Source organism: Dasania sp. GY-MA-18 (genome assembly GCF_024734385.1).
GTDB classification, from domain to species: Bacteria; Pseudomonadota; Gammaproteobacteria; order Pseudomonadales; family Dasaniaceae; genus Dasania; species Dasania phycosphaerae.
This window is the reverse complement of sequence record NZ_JANHAP010000009.1, coordinates 194,307-216,102: the sequence shown is the minus strand read 5'-3', so window position 1 is coordinate 216,102 and position 21,796 is coordinate 194,307. Positions and strand designations below refer to the sequence as shown.

The window sequence follows — 21,796 nt, the reverse complement described above, 5'->3', positions numbered from 1 at the left end:
TACCTTCCTTGCAGTAGATTCATCCTGAACCTGCCGATACGGTAAATTGACTTGTGGGTCTTTGCAAATAATTTTTTGTAATATCAAATTGATGTGAAGTAAACCCTGTGGTTGGTGCTGCGCTTACTCTAAATCACCTCCAAGGCCACCAATAATTGCTTTATATTTACCCCAATATTCCTCAACCCCATTAGCACCTAGTCGCCTCCAATAAGACTCGTTATTTTTTAACTTAGAAGCAATCGTCTCAAATATTTCATTTTTCCTATCAAGAATATAATTAGACCCTATAGGAGTAGATTCACTATGTCCGTTAATCTTTGAATATTCAGCTATATGCTGCCTGACATCAAATTTTCTCGTTTCAGATTTCGAGTCTTGCTCCACACAAAAGCACAAAAAACTTGACAAGCTTTTATTAATATTAGAGCAAAGATTAAGAATACCCTCGAAATCTTCAACACATATAAAGTAGACATTTTCTTTTTGTATAGCCTCTCCATAAGTCAAGTTCAAATTTGGAAAAAAATTTGGATCTACATTTTCATGCAGCTTTCGTCCGTTCAATATATAAAAGTCATGATGAGAAACGACCAACACATACTTATCAGTGTTAAGAGTCGTATCCTGATCATCTAATTTAGATAAAATATTCGAGCATTCAAAAGATTGTTTAATTCCTTTTATAAAGCTCGTCTTTAACCTATCTCTAATAACTCGAGGGTTATCTGAAACATGAATATTTCGACTTGGTTCCACACCTTTTGCGTCAACAAAAACACTAGCACCATCTTCTGAAATCAAGAAATCAACCACTTTACCGCCGACACCATGCTTACGATACACTTCCTTTATATCGTCCTCTCTAACAAAATCAACGCCAAACTCCTCTATCAAGTTTCCTACATACCACTCGAATCTTTTGGTAAACTTGTTTTTAAATCGCTGATGATCTAACGATTTCAAACTATTTAGAACATAATTAGAAATAGACTTAGACAATAAATTCTTATGCGGCGTAACCACTCTGTCCGCCATAAAAATTAGCGGCTTTTCAAATAGCACTGAACTATCAAAATAAGATTCCTTTTCGACAGAAGAGATTTTACTCGACAGTAAAAACCCTTCCATTGAATCAAGACGAATACCAACAACACTTAAAAACCTCACTATTACATCAACATCAAACCCAGGGGTCAACTTAAGAACAATATCTTTATATTGAATAAAACCATTACTCCTATCCATTGCAATCATTAACCAAAGGCAGAGCGAGAAAAAGTCATCTATAGAAATTCCATTTGCCGATTCAAAATCAAGCGCGAACGTTTCTGAGGTATCTCTACCAGTGAGAAGAGCATACAAACGAATTAAAGAAAACAAATGATAAATCTGATTTTTTTGCACCCACAACTGCGATATCATCATCTTACGAAGTGCCAGATCTAAACTCAAGGCATCCTCGAAACAAACAGCATCACTCTGCAAAGCGTACATTTCATTCAATACAGCAATAACATTATCCCTAGAGGGCACTCTAGGACTCGAAACCTCATCTACCTGAAAAAGCCACTCAATTAATAAAAATGAAAGCCACGGCATTTTTGAAGCTGTAGCGTACGGGCCATCCTCAGGCGCATGAAGATAAGCTAGTATTTCATTAAAAAAATGCAGCTTTGAATACCTAGAAAGGTTCGACCTAATTTTGGTGGCTTTTTCACTATACGGCACTCACTGAAACTCCTTTTAAATTAACAGCAACTAATTAAAACACAAATCAGCAATAATTAATCTCACCCCATGATTTAATTAACGCCAGTTCCTCCCTCCAATCAACCTGCTGTATCGCTTTGTTAATTTGCGTAATCGGAAAAACTCTATCGTATGTACGGCGCGTCTCACTCACTTGCTCATGCCCCACTATTTCCATAATACGGGAGTCTTCAATATCAGCAGAAGTTAATGATCGTATCATTGTGTTACGGAAGGAGTGAAAGACTTTACTATTATCCTTTTTAAACCCTTGCCGCTCTTTGTATGCGCCGAACCATATACTTACATTATGACTCCAACGATCATTGCGGTACGTAAGGTCAAACAATCGATCCTCTGGCGCACGACCTGCAGCATATTCAAGCAACCCAAGCTCGATTAAGTGGCTATTGATTGGCACTCTTCGCCAGGCAGAGCTATTTTTTAAGCTGCTCTCCTCGTCACCGCTATGCTCTTGAATGTTGAAATAATGAACACCTTCGTCCTGTCGTAAATCAGACGCCTTCAACTGGCAAATTTCTTCCAACCTCGCCCCCGTGTACAGACCGATCAATGGGGCCCAATAGTAGGCCGCTCGATTTGAGACCTTTACGCTGCCAAAATCACCCTCTAAATACTCTTTAGAGTTAAACAGGCGTGGTATGTCTTCCTTCTCCCAAGGACGCCTAATAGTACTCCTTTTGATACCTTTAACAGGGTTTAGACCATCAAATACATTGGCGTCGATGTACCCTTGCTCACTAAGCCACTTAAAAAAAGCTGATGTCTTTACGAAGTGACCTGATGCTGTTGTTGGGTCAATTGCTGAGACATTACTTTTTAGCAGCTCCTTAAGCGTTTTTCCCGCATTTACACCCTTTAATCGGTTCTTAGGGTATGTAGCAAAACCAGCAGCAACATCGCGCGCTACTTCTTTAGTAAAGCGTTTAACAGGCAGGTCTCCTGCTAACTCAAGGAAAACCTTAAACGCATTATGGTTTGCGTTTTTAGTCCGTGTATTCTTCCAGGCCTTTGTGGCCATCTTTAAATCTGAGTATTTATTAAACAGTACAGATACAAGCTCACCCTCATCAACTGGGGCAGGCTCGACCTCTAAATCGAGTGACCCAACTGCATTCAATGAGTTTAAGACACTGGGGAAGCTATCGGTCGCTAGACGCTCATAAAGCTCCGCACTGGCCTGTACTAACAAACGCTGTAATGTCAGTTGCTCAGTATTATCTAATTCAATTGTGTGCTTCTGTTTTACCATGTCTGCAATAGGCTTGGTCATTTGGTAATCACGAACCTTATAACATTGCTGCCAATAGTCCCGTTGCTCGCCGTAAACTTCAGACTCCATTTGTAACTCATAATCATCCACAGCAAATTCATGTGCTCGGCGTATGTAATGTTTATCTAGTTGTGAACGCAACCAATCTGCAGCGAGAAGCTTCAACTCAGCGAGACGCATTCGATACCTCTGTTGTTGTGAAAGAAAGGAAGCCAAACCGCCAGCGAAATGCATCGCCTGTAAACGATTGGACGTACTTAACGAAACACGAAGTGTGCCACTAGGAAAACGTTTATTGAAGTAGTAAGTACCGTCACGACGTACGGTATAGGGTATTTTTTGATGTCTAGACTGAGTCATATGTGTGCCATTATGTGTGACACTAAGAAAACTAGTCTTTAGAAACGACAAAACCCTCTGAAGCTGTGGGCTACAAGAGGGTTCTGAAATTTTTGGTGGAGCCTAGCGGGATCGAACCGCTGACCTCAACACTGCCAGTGTTGCGCTCTCCCAGCTGAGCTAAGGCCCCGAAAGAGGTGCGCATTATGGGGATGACGGTTTTTTTTGTCAACTATAAACATGAAGAAATTTATAATTTATTCAGATTGTTGTTTTAAATTGCGCACATAATCTAAAGCGGTACTAATGCGCGACTCGGCACCACGGGTGGCCTCTTCTGCCATTAGCATAGACTCGGCCTTATCGTAATAGCCTTGGGCACAGTAGGCTAAGGCATCGGAGATGAGGTCGTCGACATTGTCGTGCTCGTGATGATGCACCACGTGAAAGCCCTTGGGCGATTCGGGTACATAGCTTTGTGTTTTAGCTTGTATTTTTTTGCTGAGCTCGGGGTCGGGTCGCCATTTGCCTATATGCTCACCACCGGTGGGCTGGCCAGACTCGTCAAATAGGGAGCTAAAGTTAATATCGCCCTGCTCGCTTTCGTAGCCTATGGATTGGTCTTGGCTGGCCAGGGCCTCGTCCAAGCGGGCCAGCTCTACGCCTTCGTCAAACTCGGGTGTTTCTGTATTCAACTCGGGCTGTTTGCGGCGCGAGGTGATGAAAAAATACACACTACCCGCCACCCCCGCTAGTAGTAGCAACCATAACCACAAGCGGCTAGGGCCAGCTGCGGGCTCGCTATTTGCTGTATCAGCAGGCTTATTTTGGTTTAGCTTAGAGTCAATATTAAGGGCGGCTTTGTTGCCGCTAGCAGCTTGGTTGGCCGTTGCCATAGCGGTGCTTTTAAGAAGCTCTTGATTTTGATTTAGGGCACGTAGCTCAGCCAACTCTTGCTCGCGCAATTGCACTAGGCGCTCTAGGGATTTTATATAGTCAGAGCCCTCTAGACGCTTTAAGCGTGCCTCTATGGCCTTGTTTTCGCGCTGCAGCTGGTCGTTTTGCTCTTTGCTGCGGCGTATGCGCTCACGCAGCTGCTCTTCGTTAAGCAACGCCACGTCATTTACCGTCTCTGCTTGCCCCGTTGTGGCGGTGGTTTGCAGGCTTAAACGGGGCTCGCTGCTCAGATTTTGCTCAGCGGCTTGCGGCTGCTGTTGCGCCACACTTACCGCTTGCTGCTTAGTTGCCGGCAAGGGAGTCAGTTTACGCACGGGGCTTTGCGCAGGCTTGGCTGGCTCTGCCAGCGTTTTAGGGGCGGGCTTAGCTACCGTGGACCAGTTGGCCTCGTTGGGTAAATTAAGCACCACTGCGGCTTTTAGGCGATTAGGGTCACCTTTAATAAACGCCTGCGGGTTATTGGCTAGTAACCAGTTCATGATATCGCTGTAATGGTATTGGCTGCCCTGGCTTAAGCGCTGCGCGATACGCGATAGGCTATCGCCGCTGCGCACCCGGTATTGGTCTTGCGATAAGCTCATCGCTGGGCGCGTAGCAGCTGCCGGGCGAGGATTAACTTTGGCGCGCGTAGCCGCTTGTGGGCGTTGTTGTGCTTGCGGGCTAGCTTGCTCTAGCTGCGCTGGCGCTACGGCGGGTGGGTCTAGCAGCAGGGTATATTCCCTGTAGACCTTACCTTGCGGCCATTTGAGCTCTATAAAAAAGTTGATAAAGGGCTCGGTTACTGGGTCTTCGGAGTGCAGCTTAATATACAGCTGGCCGTTGTTAAGTACTGGCTCTATTTCAAAGCGCTGAAAATAGCTAAGCAGTTCTACCCCCATAGTGGCGGCTTGCTCAGCACTGAGCTGGCGTACTTTTAATTCGTTGGTATCGTAGTCTTTTTCTGGGCTAATTAAGGTTATGCGCGCATCTAGGGGCTGCCCTAGATAGGAGCTATAACTTAACTCCCCCAAGCCCAAGGCTGCAGCCTGCGAGCCTAATGCACTTACTAGCAGCGCCATAGGCAGCCGCTTGCTTACAAATTTTGGTAAAGCTGTTTGCTTAGTTAACAGTGTGTCGGTATTTTTGCTCAACGCAATGCGCCCCATCATTGATGCTGTCTCATCTTCCATTTTTGTTATGTGTTGAAACAGTTTTATGGGTAAGGCCCTGCGCCGCTACCCTATTATTTTGCCGCTAAGTTTAGCCGAATCAACCGAATATGCCTATTTTTACAGCATTAGCCTTGGCTAATGGCATTATAGGCCTTTTCCAACTTTTTCAGTTTTTTCTTACCTAGCTCCCCTGCCACGGTGTTAAGCGCGTACCGTATACGAGCCCGTGACATATCGGGGCCTAATATTGCCATAGCATCTATCACCGAAACCGAGGCTGTGCTGCCTGATATAGCAATAAACAGTGGCGCAAAAAAGTCTTTAACCTTAATGCCCATGCTGTCGGCCAAGGCTTTCATGGTGGCAAAGATGTTATCGCGCTGCCAATCGCGCAATGCCTCTAGCGACCACAGGCTAAACTGCAAGGCTTGGGTTAGCTCGTCACCTTGTAATTTACAATCAGCAAAGTCTTGCTCCTTAATTGCCAATTGCCCCGAGGCAAAAAACGCCGCCAGCGGTGCAAAATCACTAAGGGTATCCATGCGCTGCTGCGCCAGAGGTAAAATCTGCATTAAGTAATCTTTATTAAACGCCCACTGCTGCAAGCGCTGCGCTAACTGCTCTACGTTTAAGTCTTCACGTATCCACAGGCCGTTTAGCCAGCTGAGTTTGGCGATGTCAAAAATAGGCCCGCCTAAGCTCACGCGCTGTATATCAAAGTGCTCTAACATTTGCGCTAAGCTGAACTTTTCGCTCTCGTCAGGCATAGACCAGCCCATACGGCCCAGGTAGTTTAATAAGGCTTCGGGTAAATAACCCATGCGCTGGTAATACAAAATGCTGGTGGGGTTTTTACGCTTGCTGAGCTTGGATTTATCAGGGTTGCGCAATAGCGGTAAGTGACACAACTCGGGCATGTCCCAACCAAAGTATTCGTATAATAACTGGTGTTTGGGGGCGGAGTTGATCCACTCTTCACCACGCAGTACGTGGGTAATTTTCATCAGGTGATCATCCACCACATTGGCTAAGTGGTAGGTGGGCATACCATCGGACTTGAGCAAAATTTGCGCATCTACTAAGGCCCAGTCCAGCTCCATGGTGCCGCGCAGCATGTCTTTAACTTCTACCCGGCCCTCTTCCGGCACTTTCATGCGCACTACATAGGGGGCGTTAGCGGCCTCACGGGCAGCCACTTCACTGGCAGGCAACGCTAGGTCGCAGGGTTTTAAGGCGCGGTTAATGCCCTGCTCTTTTAAGCCTGCGCGTAATTCGTCTAACTCTTCGGGCGTGCGGTAGCAGCGAAAGGCGTGGCCTTTGTCGATTAGCTCTTGGGCATATTGGCCGTAAATATCGCGGCGCTCGCTTTGGCGGTAAGGGCCGTATTCGCCGCCTACGTCTGGGCCTTCATCCCACTCTATGCCCATCCAACGCAATGAGTCGAATATAGCTTGCTCAGATTCACTGGTAGAGCGCGTTTGGTCGGTATCTTCTATGCGTAGTATAAATTTGCCGCCTAGTTTTTTGGCAAAGCAAAGATTAAACAGGGCAACATAGGCAGTGCCTACGTGTGGGTCGCCGGTAGGCGAAGGCGCAATACGAGTACGAACAGCGGTCATGAGTCTTCCAAAGCTAGTCAATAAAGGGGCGAATTATAGTGGAATAGCCGCCCATGCACAGTAAAAAACTAGGCTTAAACGGCTATTAAAGCAGCAAAAAGTGCTTTAAGGCTGATCCGTTAGTGCCTGCAGCTTATTGCGCAGCGTGGCAATACCGGGTTTATCGCTGAGCACTTCTTGCGCACTCAGCCCCACCAACTCATGGGGGAACACCAGCCACTGCTCAGTTTCGTGCAAATAATAATCAGGGACGCGACCGGTTTTGTTGTTAGCGGGCTTGTAATAAGGCATGGCTATGCGTATCTCTGGAGTATTGGCGCCGCCCTGCTCGCGCAGATCACTAACAACCTGCTGCACACTAAGGCCGGTGTCGTGCACATCATCAACAATCAGTAGCTTATCATCGGCGCGCATGCGCTCTACCACATAGGCCAGGCCATGCACCGCCACCTTGCTGGCACGCTGTTCTATACCGGTATATAGCGAAGTACGGATGGCAATATGGTCGGCATGGTGGCCGCAGTAGTCCAGCAGCTCTTGCACGGCTATACCTACTGGGGTACCGCCGCGCCATATGGCAACAATAAAATTGGGGATGTAGCCACTCTCGAGGATGTTGAGCCCTAGCTGAAAAGAATCATCCAGCAATTGCTGGGCGGTGATGTAGTGTTTGTTGGGCACAGTGGTTGCTCATAAGTTTGGGGGGATTTTTAGCCAGAATAGCAGAGCTCACAGGCTGGGATCTAGCCAGCAACTAAAACCGGTGGATTCCGGATAAGCAAACTGCACTTTCCGGAATGACGGGTATCGTGAGTGCGGGTTGTGTTTTTATACTAGTTAAATTCTAACCACAGTCATACCGGGCCAGGACCCGGTATCCAGCCAGCAACTAAAACCGGTAGATTCCGGATAAGCAAACTGCGCTTTCCGGAATGACGTTGGTCGGGTGTGAAGTTTGTGTTTTGAAACTAGTTAAATTCTAACCACGGTCATACCAGGCCACGACCCAGTATCCAGCCAGCAACTAAAACCGGTAGATTCTGGATAAGCAAACTGCGCTTTCCTGAATGACGTTGGTCGGGTGTGAAGTTTGTGTTTTAAAACTAGTCAAATTCAAACCACGGTCATACTGGGCCACGACCCGGTATCTAGCCAGCAACAAAATCGGTGGATTCCGGATAAGCGAACTGCGCTTTCCGGAATAACGGGTACTGCCTACCTTAAGCCATTCGTACAACTGGCAATGATTTAAAAATGCCACTTAATTAACATGTCTACAGACTTTTGATCGGCACCATCTACACCAAATTTATTTTTCCAGTAGGTATATTCTATACCCACATCAAAACGACCGGTGTCCATACCCATGGCAGGCCCTAGGTTATATTTTATCTGCGGAGTAAAATGTGACTCGCCTTTAGCTTCGCCAAAGATAGTGTCGTAGCTATCGGTAATATCCCAAAAGCCATCTATACGCCAGTTTTCAGCAAAATCAAAACACCAAGTGATTGTTAGCTGGTTATTGTCCTCTTTGCCTATACCAAAATCATCTTGATTTCTACGGTAAACAATGACATTAAAATATTTGGCTGCAGGTACTGTTAGGCTTACCCCAAGGCCATACAAGTAATTATTAAAGCCTCTATCTTTAGATTGGTGCTCAAGCTGTGCAGTTAGATAATAATCTTTAATAAAGCTATCTTTGCGCTGCTTACCCATTAGCTTAGGCATACTCATAGTAGCGCCTATCTCACCATAGGTTTCATCAGCACTGCCATCATCGCTGGTTAGCCTATCCATAAACATAAACGTGCCACCCCAAGTGTGGCCCGAGGCATGCTCTAAGGTCACCACTTTACTGCTGTACTCGTAGTCGGCAAACGGGTTGAGGTAATCATTACCCTGCAAATAACTAATACTAAAATCTGACCATAGCTGTTTGCTATAGCCTAACGGCGTGTATGCTGCCGCAATAACAGCAACTAAAATGCTAACAATATTTTTCATGCCGACCCTTTTTATAGGCAGTGAGACTTATTGAATATAGATGCATACTCGCTGATCAGCAATAAAGGGCTACGATAATCGATAACGGGGATTGGGGCGCAGTGCTGAATCTGTAAACACCGCGCCTTAAAAATTTTTGAAAAATAACTTGTGTGGATATGTGCGCTTATTACGCAGCCTTACTGCACTATTAGCTCCCCCCTATACATTTGCATTTGACAGCTAAAGCCATAATGCCCTGGCGCCATAGCAGGTAAACTAATATCGGTAGTTTGATTAAGTGCCAACTCGGCGCTGATATCTAAATCGTTAAACACCAGCATTTTTGCGCAGGGTGAGGCATCTTTGCGTATAAAGCGCAGAGTTGTGGCCTGCCCTGCGGGCAACTGTATACGCGCCGGTTGGTAGCTGCCGTTTGCTACCAGCACGGTGAAAGGCCCCTGCTCTGCGGCTACTACTGCAGTAGGTTTATACAACCAAAACCACCACACAATAAGTGCAATGCACAACAGGCCCAATATGTTAATCATTAGCATGTCAGCGTCCTCTTAATGTTGGCGCAAGTTAAATAAGCGCAAGCGGTTGGCGTTAGTTACCACGGTAAGTGATGAAAAGGCCATGGCAGCACCAGCTATTACCGGGCTTAATAACATGCCGGTAAACGGAAATAATATGCCAGCCGCGATAGGCACACCGGCGATGTTATAAATAAATGCACCAAACAAGTTTTGTTTAATATTGCGCAAAGTCGCCTTACTCACGGCTATGGCATCCGCCAAGCCGTGTAAGGAACCGCGCATCAAGGTGATATCGGCACTTTCTATGGCCACATCGGTGCCTGTGCCTATAGCAAAACCCACATTGGCCAAAGCCAAGGCCGGGGCATCGTTAATGCCATCGCCGGTCATGCCTACAATTTCACCCTGAGCTTGCAACTCGGCCACTTTAGCGGATTTTTGCTGGGGTAAAACTTCGGCAAAGTATTCGCTAATGCCTACTTTTTTAGCAACCGCTGCGGCAGTCGCGCGATTGTCGCCGGTTAGCATCACTATACGCAGGCCATTTTTTTGCAGGCGTTGTATGGCGGCAATAGCCTCTTCTTTAATGGGGTCGGCTACGGCGATAATCGCTGCCAACTGCTGATCTACCGCAAAATACATAGGGGTTTCTGCGCGTTGGGCCATAGTTTGGGCAGTGCTAATATAATCGGCTATAGCCACGCCGTTATCACGCATTAGTTTTTCATTGCCCAATAATAAGTGGCGGCCATTAACCTGCCCTGCCACACCATGACCGGCTATAGCATTAAAGTTTTGCACGCTAGCCAAGCTTAAGCCGCGCTCTTTAGCGCTGGCTAAAATCGATAAGGCTAGGGGGTGTTCAGAGCCTGATTCTAAACTGGCGGTTAATTGCAAAACTTCATTTTCATCTTTGGCCTGCGCCAAAACAATTCCGCTGACTTTAGGTTGGCCCAGGGTAATGGTGCCGGTTTTATCTAACACCATGGCGGTGATTTTTGAGGCCGTTTGCAAAGCCGCGCCGTTGCGGATTAATACTCCGGCTTCGGCAGCCTTGCCTACACCCACCATCACTGACATAGGGGTAGCCAAACCCAAAGCGCAGGGACAGGCAATAATCAACACGGTGGTAGCGGAGACTATGGCAAACGCCAACTGCGGGCTGGGCCCAAAGTTTAACCATAGCAAGGCGCTGACTACGGCAATAATCATGATGGCCGGTACAAAATAGGCCGCGATCACATCAGCCAAACGCCCTATAGGTGGCTTAGAGTTTTGCGCGCGTTTTACCATTTCTATAATGCGCGCTAAAGCAGTTTCTTTACCTACTCTAGTCACTTTATAAAGTAAACTGCCGCTTTTATTAAGCGTACCGGCGGCCAGTTCATCACCTTCGTTTTTTGCCACCGGCATGGGTTCGCCAGTCAGCATAGATTCATCTACCGCACTGCTGCCTTCTTGCACCACGCCATCTACGGCAATTTTTTCGCCGGGGCGCACGCGCAAAATATCGCCTTGCTGAATCTGCTCTATGGCAATATCCACTTCTTCACCGTTGCGCAATAAGCGTGCGGTTTTGGCTTGCAAACCGATTAAGCGTTTAATGGCCTCTGAGGTACGGCCACGGGCTTTTATCTCTAAGGCCAAGCCTAAATTAATTAAACCTATAATCATGGCGGTGGCTTCAAAATATACATGCCTAGCCATTTCGGGTACTGCTAAAGGAAACAACGCTACGACCATGGAATACAACCATGCCGTGCCGGTGCCTAACGCGATTAGGGTATCCATATTGGCATTGTGGTTTGCAAAAGATTTCCATGCGCCTACATAAAAGTGCCTACCCGCGAATACCATTACCGCCAAGGTGAGCAGCCCCACCAATAACCACAGGCCGCGCTGTAAGTCTGTTACCACCATCATGTCGCCGCCCAACATGCCGTAAAGCATAAGTGGCACACCCAAACCCAGCGCTAGCCACATCTCGCGTTTAAGGCGCTGGAAATATTGTTGATCGGCTTGTTCTTTATCATCCATCAGCTGCTGATCCGAACTATCAACTATGCTTTTGGCCTCGTAACCGGCGGCGTTAACGGCTTTAATTAATGTTGCTATAGGCGCATCACCGGTAATGGCCACGGTGCTTTGCGCTAAGTTCATAGCAGCGCTCTCTACCTCTGGCAGCTGCATGAGTGCGCCTTCAATTTTTCCTACGCAACTCGCACAGGAGGCACCTTCAATCTGTAAGTATGAAGTATGTTTAGCAACATTTTTTTGGGGGACACTGCTCATGGTTCGCTCCTAAGCTCTGCTGCTACTTTTACTATCAATTGGCTGGCTAAGCTGCTCGCTGTTTTCAATAAGGTGGCAAATGCTGGCACCCGAGGGTATATGGTCAGGTAATTCGCACCAGCTAGCTAAGGCGGCCTCCATACGCGTCATTAGTTTTTGTGCTTCGGCCATTTCGGCTCGTATAGTCGCTATACGATTTTCAATAAGCTGTCTAACTAAGGGGCAAGGAGTATCACCCGTCGTGGCTGTCGCTAAAATTTGCTCTATGTCTTTTAAGCTAAAGCCCAACTTTTTTGCCGAGAGCACAAAGCGTAAACGCTGCTCTTGTTGGCCATCATACAGCCGGTAAGCATTTTGTGCATTGCGTTGCGGCTTGAGCAATCCCAGTTTGCTGTAGTGCCTTATGCTGTCAGCGCTTACCTTAAACTGGCGGGCAAGCTCAGTAACCGTTTTCATAATGTTTATCCCAAGGTTAGATCACCAGCAAGGATCCCATATACGATTTTTGCGGGTGAGTTTTATCTATAGCCTATAGTTTACAAGCTAGGTGTTACACCTAGGTCAAGGTTTTTTTACTAGCTTTAAAACCAGGCACGTATACCCAGTACCCACTGAGTATCTTGCACATCATGGCCAGCCTTACGCGCATAGCCCGCGCTATTGCCATAGCTTTTTTGCCAGTTTATGCCTATGTAAGGCGCAAACTCGCGGCGAATTTCATAGCGCAGGCGCAGGCCAGCTTGTAGGTCGGACAAACCTGAGCCTATGCCTAAGTTGCTATCGTTTTGGCCGTAAAAATTAGCCTCTAGCTCTGAGCTTAGGATTAGCTGCTGGGTAAATAGCAGCTCGTATTCCACCTGCACACGCAAAGCGGTACGGCCGCCCTCCCCTATAAACAAGGCACTATCCACTTCAAAGAAGTAAGGCGCTAAGCCTTGCAAGCCAAGAACCGCCCAACTGCGGCTAGGTGTGGGTTTGCTATCTTGGCGCAGGCCAACTTGTAAATCCCAGTAAGGCGCAATCGCCTGGCTGTATAGCGCCTGTAATTCCAGCTCTTCGGTTTCGCCAGCGACTCGCTCCACGTCGGCTTTTAGCCATAGCTTGTGCAAGTCTTTCCCCAACCACGCCTGCCCTTCTAACACTAGCGGATTGCTATCGTCGGCATCGCGTAGCTCTAGCTGGTCTATCATCACTTTGCTAAGCAGTGGGTCATCCTTACCGCCAGCCAGTACTGGCTGCGCTAGGCCTAACACCGTTAGTAAGGTGTAGGCTATCAAGCGGCGGTGTTTGTTTTTTATTATTTGTTTGATTTTTTCGTTCATCTTTTTTTTCATAACTGGCGCTCCTTAACTCACCCGCACTTCGCGAAACATACCTGGCATGTGGTAAACCAGATGGCAGTGGTAAGCCCAGCGGCCTATGGCATCAGCGCTAACTAAGTAGCTGATTTTGGCACCCGGCTGCACTAGTACGGTGTGTTTACGAGGGATGTAATCGGGGTCACCGGTTTCCAACTCACTCCATAAACCGTGCAGGTGCATGGGATGTGTCATCATAGTGTCGTTAACCAGAGTGATGCGTACGCGCTCACCGTATTTGAGTTGCAATGGCTCGGCATCAGCAAACTTAATGCCGTTCATGGACCACATATAACGGCTCATATTGCCGGTTAGATGTAACTCTATTTCACGGCTGGGTTCGCGTTTCTCTAATGTGGGCGTGAGGTTTTTAAGGTCGGCATAAGTTAATACCCGCCTGCCGTGTAATTGCTGATGATTACGCAAACCTAAGCCTGGGTCGTTTAAGCCGCTTTGCGGGGCCTCGGCGCGCATATCCACATGCGGGCCTAGCTCGCTAGCTACATGAGTGATTTCACGAGTGCTGCCCAAACCGGCCTTGCCTAGTTTTTGTGTTTCGCTTTGAGTTGGCGTTTCAACAATGCCGTGCTGGCTATGATCCATGCCTTTCATAGCAAACATGCCATGTTGGCTGTGATCCATTCCCCTCATATCAGCCATAGCATGCTGACTATGATCCATACCGTGCATACTATGGTCACCATGGTTCATAGCCATACCCATATCGCCATGGCCTAATACGGGTGCCTCATCCATGGCGGGCACTGCGGCGGTTAGCCCAACATCGGGCGTAAGTGTGCCGCGGGCGTAGCCGCTGCGATCTATGCTTTGTGCAAATACGGTGTAGGCTCTGGCGGCGCTGGGCTCAACGATTACGTCGTAGGTTTCAGCGACACCTATGCGAAATTCATCGACGCTAACCGGCTGTACGTTTTGGCCATCGGCCGCCACTACCGTCATTGTTAAACCGGGTATGCGTAAATCAAAAATAGTCATGGATGAAGCATTAATAAAACGCAGCCGTACTTTTTCACCACGCTTAAACAACCCTACCCAACCCTCAGCTGGGGTTACGCCGTTCATTAAATGGATGTAGGTGTAGCCGGTAACATCGGCAATGTCAGTTTCGCTCATGCGCATTTGGTTCCACATGGCGCGCTCATTCCAAGTTTGGGCTAGGCCTTTTTCTTTGATATCACGCCACAGGTCAATTGCGGTGCGTTCTCGAAAATTATAGTAATGGCTGAGTTTTTTTAGCTTGGCATAAATATCGTGGGGGGATTCGTCTGACCAATCCGATAGCACTACCACATGTTCTCGATCGTAACTCACCGGGTCTGGCAGTTTGGGGTCTATAATAATCGCCCCATACAGGCCCGTGGGCTCTTGAAAACCCGAATGGCTGTGATACCAGTAAGTGCCGCTTTGCTTAACATCAAATTGATATTCAAAGATTTCGCCGGGCTTAATCCCGCCAAAACTTAAGCCTGGCACACCATCCATTTCGGTAGGCAAAATCATCCCGTGCCAATGTATTGATGTGTCGACTGACAAATTATTTTTGACTCGCAGGGTTACTCTATCCCCTTCACGCCAACGCAATACCGGTGCCGGTAGCGAACCGTTAACCGTGGTAGCCACGCGCGGTGTGCCGGTAAAGTTAACATCTTGGTAGCCTATGGTGAGGTCAAACTGTTTACCCCGCAAAGTGCTAGGCCCCGTGCGCGGCAATACTGATGCATTAACGCTGCCTGCGTTTACTTCCAAGCCCAAGCCCAAACCCAAGCCCAGCAAGGCTGAACCTGCCGCCATGCCGCTAACAAAATGTCGACGGGTCATCAGCGGCGATGTTAATAATTGTATATCTGTTGTTTGCTTACTCATTACTCGGCTCTCTTCATTCAAGCCCCAACTCACACAGCTAAGCGAGTTATTTAAACCAGACTATGCGTATCAATCGTTAAGGCTTTTTAAAAATATTAAAGGTCTAAGCACAAATTAGGGATGCAAGGCGCCAAATTTTAGGCGCAGCTATCCCGTCTATGAAGTAATGGGAGGGCGAAATAGTGAGGCAACTAAGCTGTGACTAAGCTTATTGTTGTTATAGCAAGGTTTAGCTGCTGGCCAAGTTGACGCTAGCGTCTGGGCAGCAGCGTCAATAACGGCCATAGTGCCGCAGCCATCAAAACGGCAATCACAACCGCAGCAATTATCAGTATTGTTTTGCTCGTCGGTGATAAGCGCCATCATCGCCGCATGCTGGGAATGGTCTACCATAGCTGTGGCCATTTGATCTTGACCGGCGTTAGCATAAGAAAAGCCTAGACAAGAGTTATTAACAGACGCAGCAGCCTGGCCGAACAGACTCAGCAGCAGTAACATGACGATTAAGGTTTTATATTTTGCCATAAGCATGGGGCAATTCGTTGAGCTTTAACTAAACTAGCAAGCAGACCCTAACAGTTTAACTAAGTTCAATTCTGTTACTTGGATTAACAATCAGTATCTTCGGCACCAGCCTTGGCTTTTAACTGTTCGCAGGCATCTTCAACCTTATTACCTAGCTCAGTCGATTTTTCACGTAAGGCTTCGGCAGCGTCATCCAGCTTTGCCCCGGCACGCTCAGCGCTACCCTCTTGTTCACAAGCGCTTAATAGTGCGGCTATAAGCAGTATAGGTAATATCAAAAAATTCTTAGCCATAGATCTCTCCGTTTCATTACTGAAATGATTTTCTTGCTAACGCTGGCCATACTAACAATCCTGCTCGCAGTTTAAAACCCAAGGGCTGAAAGCCTAACTGCCAATAACCTTAACACTAGCCTTATTACGGCCTGCTAAATATGACACTAGCGACGGCAAACGTTATATAATCCCCAATCCAATTTCACCTTTCTTATAACCCCCTGATTTTGCTAGTTTAAATGAAAGAAATAAATAGAACCCTCACCGTTGCCCCCATGATGGAGTGGTCAGATAGACACTGCCGGTACTTTTGGCGCCAACTCAGCCAACAGGCGGTGCTCTATACCGAGATGGTAACCACCGGCGCAATATTACATGCTGGGCCAGAGCGTTTCTTAGCCTTTCATCACCACGAGAACCCGCTGGCCTTACAGCTGGGCGGTAGCAACCCGCAAGACTTAGGGCGCTGCGCCAAGATTGCTGAGGATTGGGGCTATGATGAGGTTAACCTTAATTGTGGCTGCCCCTCCGACCGGGTACAAAATGGCATGTTTGGTGCCTGTCTAATGGCGCAGCCACAGCTAGTAGCCGACTGTATAAAAAGCATGCAGGATAATTGTTCTATACCGGTAACCGTTAAGCACCGTATAGGCATAGACGATATGGAAGACTATCGCGACATGGTGGCCTTTGTAGAGCCTATAGCCGCCACCGGCTGTAAGACTTTTATCGTACACGCCCGCAAAGCCTGGCTGCAGGGTTTAAGTCCCAAGGAAAACCGCGAGATACCACCACTGCAATACGATATGGTGTACCAACTTAAAAAAGACTTTCCCGATTTAGAAATTATTCTCAACGGCGGCCTAGTCGATTTAGACAGCTGTGACACCCCCTTACAACATGTCGATGGTGTTATGCTGGGCCGAGCAGCTTACCAAAACCCTTATCTATTAGCCGATGTAGATCAACGCTTTTACGATTCTAAGGCAGCGGTAAAAAGCCGCGATCAAGTGCTACTAGACTTTTTGCCCTATGTTGAGGAACAATTAAGCTTAGGCGCACACTTAAATCATATTACCCGTCATATCTTAGGTTTGTTTCAAGGCCAGCCCGGGGCAAAATTATTTCGCCGCCACCTCAGCCAACACGCACACCTTAAAGGCGCCGGTATAGACGTTTTACAACAAGCCTTTCAACTCATAGTGGACGAGCGCGAACGCGCAGAACAATACCAACTAGACAGGCTGCAGGAACAAAGCCAACAAGGCTTATAACAACAATAAGGATTTACCATGAGCAGTAATAAATTAGAACAACTTAAAAGCATGACCGATGTCGTTGCCGATACTGGTGATATAGAAGCCATCGCCCGCTTTAAGCCCCTAGATGCCACCACCAACCCTTCGCTACTGCTAAAAGCTGCCCAGCTGCCCCAATACAGCCAGCTGGTCACTGAAGCCAAAGATTGGGCCCTACAGCAACCCGCTAGCCAAGCCGAACAATTGGCCCTGTGCTGCGACAAATTAGCAGTTGCCATAGGCTGTGAAATTTTAAATATTATCCCCGGTCGCATTTCTACCGAAGTAGACGCCCGCCTCTCCTTTGATACACAGGCCACTGTTGCCAAGGCGCGCAGCTTAATCGAGCACTACCAAGCTGCCGGTGTTAGCAAAGAGCGGGTGTTAATCAAAATCGCCTCAACCTGGGAAGGTATACGCGCCGCCGAAATTTTAGAAAAAGAAGGCATAAACTGTAACCTCACGCTGTTGTTTGGTTTTGCCCAAGCCGCCGCCTGTGCCGATGCCGGGGTGTTTTTAATTTCGCCTTTTGTAGGCCGTATTTTAGATTGGTATAAGGCCAGCACAGGTAACAGCTACAACGCCGTTACCGACCCCGGCGTGCAATCGGTTAGCCGTATTTATAATTTTTATAAGCAGCACAACTACAACACCGTGGTAATGGGTGCCAGCTTTAGAAACACCGGCGAAATTGAACAGCTTGCAGGCTGTGACCGTTTAACCATTAGCCCACAGCTATTAGAAGAGTTAAGCCTGGATACCGGCCTGCTAACCCAAAAGCTTAGCCGCGATAATACCGGCGAAGCTATTAGCAAAATCGATTTAAGCGAAAGCAGCTTCCGCTGGCATATGAATGAGGACGCCATGGCTACGGAAAAATTAGCTGAGGGCATACGAAACTTTACAGCCGACCAAATCAAATTAGAGCAATTACTAAAGCAATAACGCCCGATGTTAAAAAAGATACAGCAGTTTTTTAAAGATAATCTAGAGCTTTCTAATAACGATAGCAGCACGCAGCAGCATAAAGTTGATTTAGCTGCGGCTGCCTTGTTAATTGAGTTGAGCCGCGCTGATTTCGACATTAGCAGTATTGAGCAACAAGCCATAGAGCAAGCTCTAGTTAAAACCTTGGGGCTGGCTCAAACTGAACTCAATGAATTAATCGCCTTGGCCGAAGCAGAGAATCAACAGGCAACTTCGTTGTATGAGTTCACCCGCCATATTAATGAGGCCTATACCCCAGAGCAGAAATTTGAGCTACTCAAAGCTTTGTGGCAGGTGGCAGTTGCCGATGGCGAGATCAGTAAGTACGAAGATCATTTGATACGAAAAATTGCCGACTTGATTTATGCGCCACACAGTGACTTTATTAAAAGTAAATTAGCGGTAATCAACAACTAAACAGCAAATAAATTACTGCGAAGCTTTAGGGGTTTCCAACGCACAAACCAGGTCGTGAAAGTCGGCGCGGTTTTGTTCGTTTAACCCCATTAAAACCTTATGGGCCTCTAGCACTTTGTTACGCACCTGCGTCTCGCTGCCACACCTAACAGGAAGCTCTTTTAAATCCTCGGCATTGGTAATTTCATCACTATAGATATTAAAGACTTTTGCAAAGCCCATACTCTGCAATAGCCTAGTAATATCGGGGTTAGGTGACAATATAGTAGGCCTATCAAAGCCGCGCTGTTTAGCCTGTATGGCCAGCTTGGCCAGCAAGCCTAAAGACGTGCTATCTATACCCAGGGTTTCGGCCAGGTCTATAGTGACCCCGGCAAAATTATCGGCGCTAAACATCTGCTCTATATAATCATCTATGGTATTACACAGCGTTAAGCGTACGTCGCCTATAAGCTTAATCATGTATGTGCCTTGATGATCGGCAACTAGCATTTTACCTGACTGCATAAATAGATCTCAGTGCTTACGCGCCACCCCTTTAGTGATAACCCTTAGAAATTAGTAACACCGCTATATCATCGGGAAACTCAACAATTTGCTGTAACTCCAAGCTTTCTGCCAGAGCCTCCACCGATAATTGTGGCTGCTGTAAACGCTCCAATAAAAAAGCCTCTTGGGCGCGAAGGCCGGTACGGGGCAATATCTCTAATATGCCATCAGAAAACAAGGTCAATACAAACTTATCGGGCAAGTTAATCAGCTGCTCACTAAACTCAGGCTCATCAAACAGACCTACCGGCATACCCTGCCCGGCTAAAAACTGGCTGCTGCCGTCGGTACTTAAGATAGGCTGTGGCAAATGGCCAGCATTACTATAACGCAGCTCGCCGCTGGGGATATGTATCACCCCCACACACATGGTGAGGTGCTTACCCACACCGGTATCAAAAATCACGCTATTGGCCAGCGCCAGCATGCTTAGGGGCGAGAGTATGGATTGATCTTGCTTATGCAGCAAGTCTGAGCGCTTGCGAGCAAACAGGTTTTTTAGCAATACCGTCACAAAAGCCGAGGAAGCGCCATGGCCAGACACATCGGCGATAAAGAACACACAATGCTCTTTGCCCACACTAATATATTCAACAAAGTCGCCACTAAGATATAGCGAGGGGAAAATACGATGGCTAAAGTGATACTCACCCAACTGGTAAGGTGAAGCGGGCAGCATTTTAAATTGCACCTGGCGGCCGGCTTTTTGATCTTGCTCCAGCAGGGCCAAGCTATTTTTCAACTCTAGGTTGGCCTGTTCCAGCTGTTGCTTATAGGTTTCATTTTCACGCTGTAATTGGCCGTACTCCAAGCTGCGCTTGACCGCATGCCCCAATATAGTGACATCCACTATAGGTTTAAACAGATAATCACTAGCGCCAAAGCGCAAAGCCTCTACCACATCACTGACTTCGTTAGTCTCGGATAGCACCACTACAGGGGTAGACTCGGCCAAGGCCTGTATATGCTGCTGCAGCTTGCCCTCGCCCTGATAGGGCACATTTAAATCGCAGAGTATGACATCGGGCTTATGCTGACGGTATAGCGCCAAGGCTTCGTCACCCGTAACCGCCTGGTAGGTTATATAGTGCTGAGCTTGCAGATAATTGACGATAGTACGCAGCGCCTGCTCATCATCATCAACCACCAAGAGGCTGTATTGCTCCGATGTCATTGTAAAACCCAATTTTTCACGGTAATTAGCGCATACCTGCTATTTTGTGCCCGAGGCGCTTAATCAAGCCCAGGTTGTTTAATTAAGCCCGCAATGTTTAATTAAGATAGTTCAATTAAGATAGTTCAATTAAAACGGCTTATTCAAGGTGGCCAGAACATACTCTTATAATAGTGGGACTTCAATAGCAGAAAACCAAATTTATAGACGCTAACATTGACGGTAATGAGTAGGCGTATTATATAAAGACTGACAATAAAAACTTTGAGGCAATGCAATGACGGCAAGCAACCGTAGTTATGATGAGAAACGCGACTTTATTCGCATGCAGGTCAACTCCCCCATTAGCATCAGCCACGAGGGCAGCCAGTATGAGGGGGTCTGTGTAGACCTAAGTGGCACGGGGTTAAGGATTAGCTGCGCTGAGCCTTTGGCCATGGGGGCTGAGTGTGAGGTTGCCATTGCACCAACCGCACACGGACAGCACTCTTTTAATGCTCTGGCCACCGTCACCCGTGTTGAACAAGACGCTGACCAGCAGTATTTAATAGGCTTTAGCATCAAGCAAATACTCTAGCTTGGTTGCCAGGGCATTGAAATATAAGGCTAATCCCAGTCATCAATCCCAGTCATCAAAGGACTCGAAATCCTCATCGCCAAAGCCATCATCTTGCGGCTCCACGCCTGCTGCTGCATCTCTGCGCTGCAAGTAGGCATCGCGTATAAAAACGTAGCGATCACCCGACACCAGCTCTTCTGCCTTTAGCAAGCCGGCGCGCACATTAACAATCTGCAAAGCTTTAACCTGGTTTCTAGTGGGCACATGCTCCAGCTCATTCATATAGTCACTGCTGGCGCTATCAACCACAATCCCAGCACTATCGCGCAAAGTAGAGGGCCCCACCAAAGGCAACACCACATAGGGGCCAGAGCCCAAGCCCCAGCTAGCTAGGGTTAAACCAAAATCTTGATCATGTTTTTCCAGACCCACTTTACTGGCCACATCAAAAATACCTAATAGGCCTACAGTACTGTTGATCAGAAAGCGGCCAGTATCAGCACCTGCCTGGGCAAATTCCAACTGTAATAAATCGTTAGCGATGGTGGTGATTTCTAATAGATTTGAGAACACATTGCGTATGCCGGTTTCCACTGGGTCAGGCGTTACCGCCCTGTAGCCACGGGCCACAGGTGCTAACACATAGTGATCAGCATTATCGTTAAAAACAAAGACCTTACGATTTAAGCCCTCCCAAGGGTCGCGAGGGTTTTCTATATCCAAAGCTTGGGCATTAGCGGCCAAACTGTAATGAGTGAGAAAAGAGATGAGACAGCTATAGATTAGCCCGCGCATAAGCATTCCATTAATAGTCGTAATTTCAGCTGTGAACATTAATGGA

General features: G+C 47.2%; 20 protein-coding genes and 1 tRNA gene. 4 read left to right on the top strand and 17 right to left on the bottom strand.

The window, feature by feature from the left end; translation table 11 throughout:
- Positions 1–123 precede the first annotated feature (123 nt).
- The 14 genes from NO559_RS12370 to NO559_RS12305 all read right to left on the bottom strand — a co-directional run bounded on the left by NO559_RS12370 (position 124) and on the right by NO559_RS12305 (position 15,989).
- A complete protein-coding gene (locus NO559_RS12370) occupies positions 124–1,731 on the bottom strand; it encodes a hypothetical protein (protein ID WP_258332157.1) in 1,608 nt (535 codons plus the stop codon).
- 46 nt (positions 1,732–1,777) lie between these two features.
- Complete coding sequence (locus NO559_RS12365) at positions 1,778–3,406, bottom strand: site-specific integrase (RefSeq protein WP_258332156.1); 1,629 nt, start codon at positions 3,404–3,406, stop codon at positions 1,778–1,780.
- A gap of 93 nt (positions 3,407–3,499) precedes the next feature.
- Positions 3,500–3,575 (bottom strand) — tRNA-Ala (locus NO559_RS12360).
- Positions 3,576–3,642: 67 nt separating this feature from the next.
- Complete coding sequence (locus NO559_RS12355) at positions 3,643–5,400, bottom strand: FimV family protein (protein ID WP_258332155.1); 1,758 nt, start codon at positions 5,398–5,400, stop codon at positions 3,643–3,645.
- 218 nt (positions 5,401–5,618) lie between these two features.
- Positions 5,619–7,112, bottom strand: coding sequence for a glutamate--tRNA ligase (gene gltX / locus NO559_RS12350; protein ID WP_258332154.1), 1,494 nt, complete (start codon positions 7,110–7,112; stop codon positions 5,619–5,621).
- A 105-nt stretch (positions 7,113–7,217) separates the two neighbouring features.
- A complete protein-coding gene (locus NO559_RS12345; RefSeq protein WP_258332153.1) occupies positions 7,218–7,793 on the bottom strand; it encodes a phosphoribosyltransferase in 576 nt (191 codons plus the stop codon).
- 567 nt (positions 7,794–8,360) lie between these two features.
- Complete coding sequence (locus tag NO559_RS12340; RefSeq protein ID WP_258332152.1) at positions 8,361–9,119, bottom strand: hypothetical protein; 759 nt, start codon at positions 9,117–9,119, stop codon at positions 8,361–8,363.
- A gap of 179 nt (positions 9,120–9,298) precedes the next feature.
- Positions 9,299–9,655: a cupredoxin domain-containing protein gene (locus NO559_RS12335; RefSeq protein ID WP_258332151.1), complete on the bottom strand. Its 357-nt coding sequence runs from the start codon at positions 9,653–9,655 to the stop codon at positions 9,299–9,301.
- Positions 9,656–9,667: 12 nt separating this feature from the next.
- Positions 9,668–11,929 carry a heavy metal translocating P-type ATPase gene (locus NO559_RS12330; RefSeq protein ID WP_258332150.1) on the bottom strand — a complete coding sequence of 754 codons (2,262 nt, stop codon included), beginning with the start codon at positions 11,927–11,929 and terminating at the stop codon, positions 9,668–9,670.
- A 9-nt stretch (positions 11,930–11,938) separates the two neighbouring features.
- A complete protein-coding gene (locus NO559_RS12325) occupies positions 11,939–12,385 on the bottom strand; it encodes a MerR family DNA-binding protein (protein WP_258332149.1) in 447 nt (148 codons plus the stop codon).
- A 125-nt stretch (positions 12,386–12,510) separates the two neighbouring features.
- Positions 12,511–13,263: a copper resistance protein B gene (locus NO559_RS12320; protein ID WP_258332148.1), complete on the bottom strand. Its 753-nt coding sequence runs from the start codon at positions 13,261–13,263 to the stop codon at positions 12,511–12,513.
- 12 nt (positions 13,264–13,275) lie between these two features.
- Entirely contained in the window at positions 13,276–15,171 is a 1,896-nt protein-coding gene (locus NO559_RS12315) for a copper resistance system multicopper oxidase (RefSeq protein ID WP_258332147.1), read from the bottom strand.
- Between the two features lie 156 nt (positions 15,172–15,327).
- Positions 15,328–15,696 carry a hypothetical protein gene (locus NO559_RS12310; RefSeq protein ID WP_258332146.1) on the bottom strand — a complete coding sequence of 123 codons (369 nt, stop codon included), beginning with the start codon at positions 15,694–15,696 and terminating at the stop codon, positions 15,328–15,330.
- Positions 15,697–15,779: 83 nt separating this feature from the next.
- The gene (locus NO559_RS12305; RefSeq protein WP_258332145.1) at positions 15,780–15,989 is read right to left on the bottom strand and encodes a hypothetical protein; all 210 of its coding nucleotides are present in this window, start codon (positions 15,987–15,989) and stop codon (positions 15,780–15,782) included.
- A gap of 221 nt (positions 15,990–16,210) precedes the next feature.
- Here NO559_RS12305 and dusA point away from each other — a divergent pair, with 221 nt between their 5' ends.
- From dusA to NO559_RS12290, 3 genes are read left to right on the top strand one after another with little or no spacing between them, the layout of a single operon-like run.
- On the top strand, positions 16,211–17,245 hold the full coding sequence (gene dusA, locus NO559_RS12300) for a tRNA dihydrouridine(20/20a) synthase DusA (protein WP_258332144.1): 1,035 nt from the start codon (positions 16,211–16,213) through the stop codon (positions 17,243–17,245).
- Positions 17,246–17,263: 18 nt separating this feature from the next.
- Positions 17,264–18,214, top strand: a complete 951-nt coding sequence (gene tal, locus NO559_RS12295) for a transaldolase (protein ID WP_258332143.1) — start codon at positions 17,264–17,266, stop codon at positions 18,212–18,214.
- A gap of 6 nt (positions 18,215–18,220) precedes the next feature.
- Positions 18,221–18,673 (top strand): TerB family tellurite resistance protein, encoded by a 453-nt coding sequence (locus tag NO559_RS12290; RefSeq protein ID WP_258332142.1) that lies wholly within the window; start codon positions 18,221–18,223, stop codon positions 18,671–18,673.
- 12 nt (positions 18,674–18,685) lie between these two features.
- Here NO559_RS12290 and NO559_RS12285 read toward each other — a convergent pair whose 3' ends face one another.
- On the bottom strand, positions 18,686–19,180 hold the full coding sequence (locus NO559_RS12285) for an STAS domain-containing protein (protein ID WP_258332141.1): 495 nt from the start codon (positions 19,178–19,180) through the stop codon (positions 18,686–18,688).
- Positions 19,181–19,211: 31 nt separating this feature from the next.
- On the bottom strand, positions 19,212–20,396 hold the full coding sequence (locus NO559_RS12280; protein ID WP_258332140.1) for a PP2C family protein-serine/threonine phosphatase: 1,185 nt from the start codon (positions 20,394–20,396) through the stop codon (positions 19,212–19,214).
- 277 nt (positions 20,397–20,673) lie between these two features.
- On the opposite strand from NO559_RS12280, the gene NO559_RS12275 reads away from it, so the two are divergent.
- Positions 20,674–20,973: a PilZ domain-containing protein gene (locus NO559_RS12275; RefSeq protein WP_258332139.1), complete on the top strand. Its 300-nt coding sequence runs from the start codon at positions 20,674–20,676 to the stop codon at positions 20,971–20,973.
- 42 nt (positions 20,974–21,015) lie between these two features.
- Here the strand turns inward: NO559_RS12275 and NO559_RS12270 are convergent, their stop codons facing one another.
- On the bottom strand, positions 21,016–21,750 hold the full coding sequence (locus tag NO559_RS12270) for a VacJ family lipoprotein (protein WP_258332138.1): 735 nt from the start codon (positions 21,748–21,750) through the stop codon (positions 21,016–21,018).
- Positions 21,751–21,796: the final 46 nt, after the last annotated feature.

What these genes read in the sequence shown, in the direction of transcription:
- NO559_RS12365 (WP_258332156.1), bottom strand. Translation starts at nt 3,406, where the DNA reads ATGACTCAGTCTAGACATCAAAAAATACCCTATACCGTACGTCGTGAC.
- NO559_RS12355 (WP_258332155.1), bottom strand. Translation starts at nt 5,400, where the DNA reads ATGGCGCTGCTAGTAAGTGCATTAGGCTCGCAGGCTGCAGCCTTGGGC.
- gltX (WP_258332154.1), bottom strand. Translation starts at nt 7,112, where the DNA reads ATGACCGCTGTTCGTACTCGTATTGCGCCTTCGCCTACCGGCGACCCA.
- NO559_RS12340 (WP_258332152.1), bottom strand. Translation starts at nt 9,119, where the DNA reads ATGAAAAATATTGTTAGCATTTTAGTTGCTGTTATTGCGGCAGCATAC.
- NO559_RS12335 (WP_258332151.1), bottom strand. Translation starts at nt 9,655, where the DNA reads ATGCTAATGATTAACATATTGGGCCTGTTGTGCATTGCACTTATTGTG.
- NO559_RS12330 (WP_258332150.1), bottom strand. Translation starts at nt 11,929, where the DNA reads ATGAGCAGTGTCCCCCAAAAAAATGTTGCTAAACATACTTCATACTTA.
- NO559_RS12325 (WP_258332149.1), bottom strand. Translation starts at nt 12,385, where the DNA reads ATGAAAACGGTTACTGAGCTTGCCCGCCAGTTTAAGGTAAGCGCTGAC.
- NO559_RS12320 (WP_258332148.1), bottom strand. Translation starts at nt 13,263, where the DNA reads ATGAAAAAAAAGATGAACGAAAAAATCAAACAAATAATAAAAAACAAA.
- NO559_RS12315 (WP_258332147.1), bottom strand. Translation starts at nt 15,171, where the DNA reads ATGAGTAAGCAAACAACAGATATACAATTATTAACATCGCCGCTGATG.
- NO559_RS12310 (WP_258332146.1), bottom strand. Translation starts at nt 15,696, where the DNA reads ATGGCAAAATATAAAACCTTAATCGTCATGTTACTGCTGCTGAGTCTG.
- NO559_RS12305 (WP_258332145.1), bottom strand. Translation starts at nt 15,989, where the DNA reads ATGGCTAAGAATTTTTTGATATTACCTATACTGCTTATAGCCGCACTA.
- dusA (WP_258332144.1), top strand. Translation starts at nt 16,211, where the DNA reads ATGAAAGAAATAAATAGAACCCTCACCGTTGCCCCCATGATGGAGTGG.
- tal (WP_258332143.1), top strand. Translation starts at nt 17,264, where the DNA reads ATGAGCAGTAATAAATTAGAACAACTTAAAAGCATGACCGATGTCGTT.
- NO559_RS12290 (WP_258332142.1), top strand. Translation starts at nt 18,221, where the DNA reads ATGTTAAAAAAGATACAGCAGTTTTTTAAAGATAATCTAGAGCTTTCT.
- NO559_RS12285 (WP_258332141.1), bottom strand. Translation starts at nt 19,180, where the DNA reads ATGCAGTCAGGTAAAATGCTAGTTGCCGATCATCAAGGCACATACATG.
- NO559_RS12280 (WP_258332140.1), bottom strand. Translation starts at nt 20,396, where the DNA reads ATGACATCGGAGCAATACAGCCTCTTGGTGGTTGATGATGATGAGCAG.
- NO559_RS12275 (WP_258332139.1), top strand. Translation starts at nt 20,674, where the DNA reads ATGACGGCAAGCAACCGTAGTTATGATGAGAAACGCGACTTTATTCGC.
- NO559_RS12270 (WP_258332138.1), bottom strand. Translation starts at nt 21,750, where the DNA reads ATGCGCGGGCTAATCTATAGCTGTCTCATCTCTTTTCTCACTCATTAC.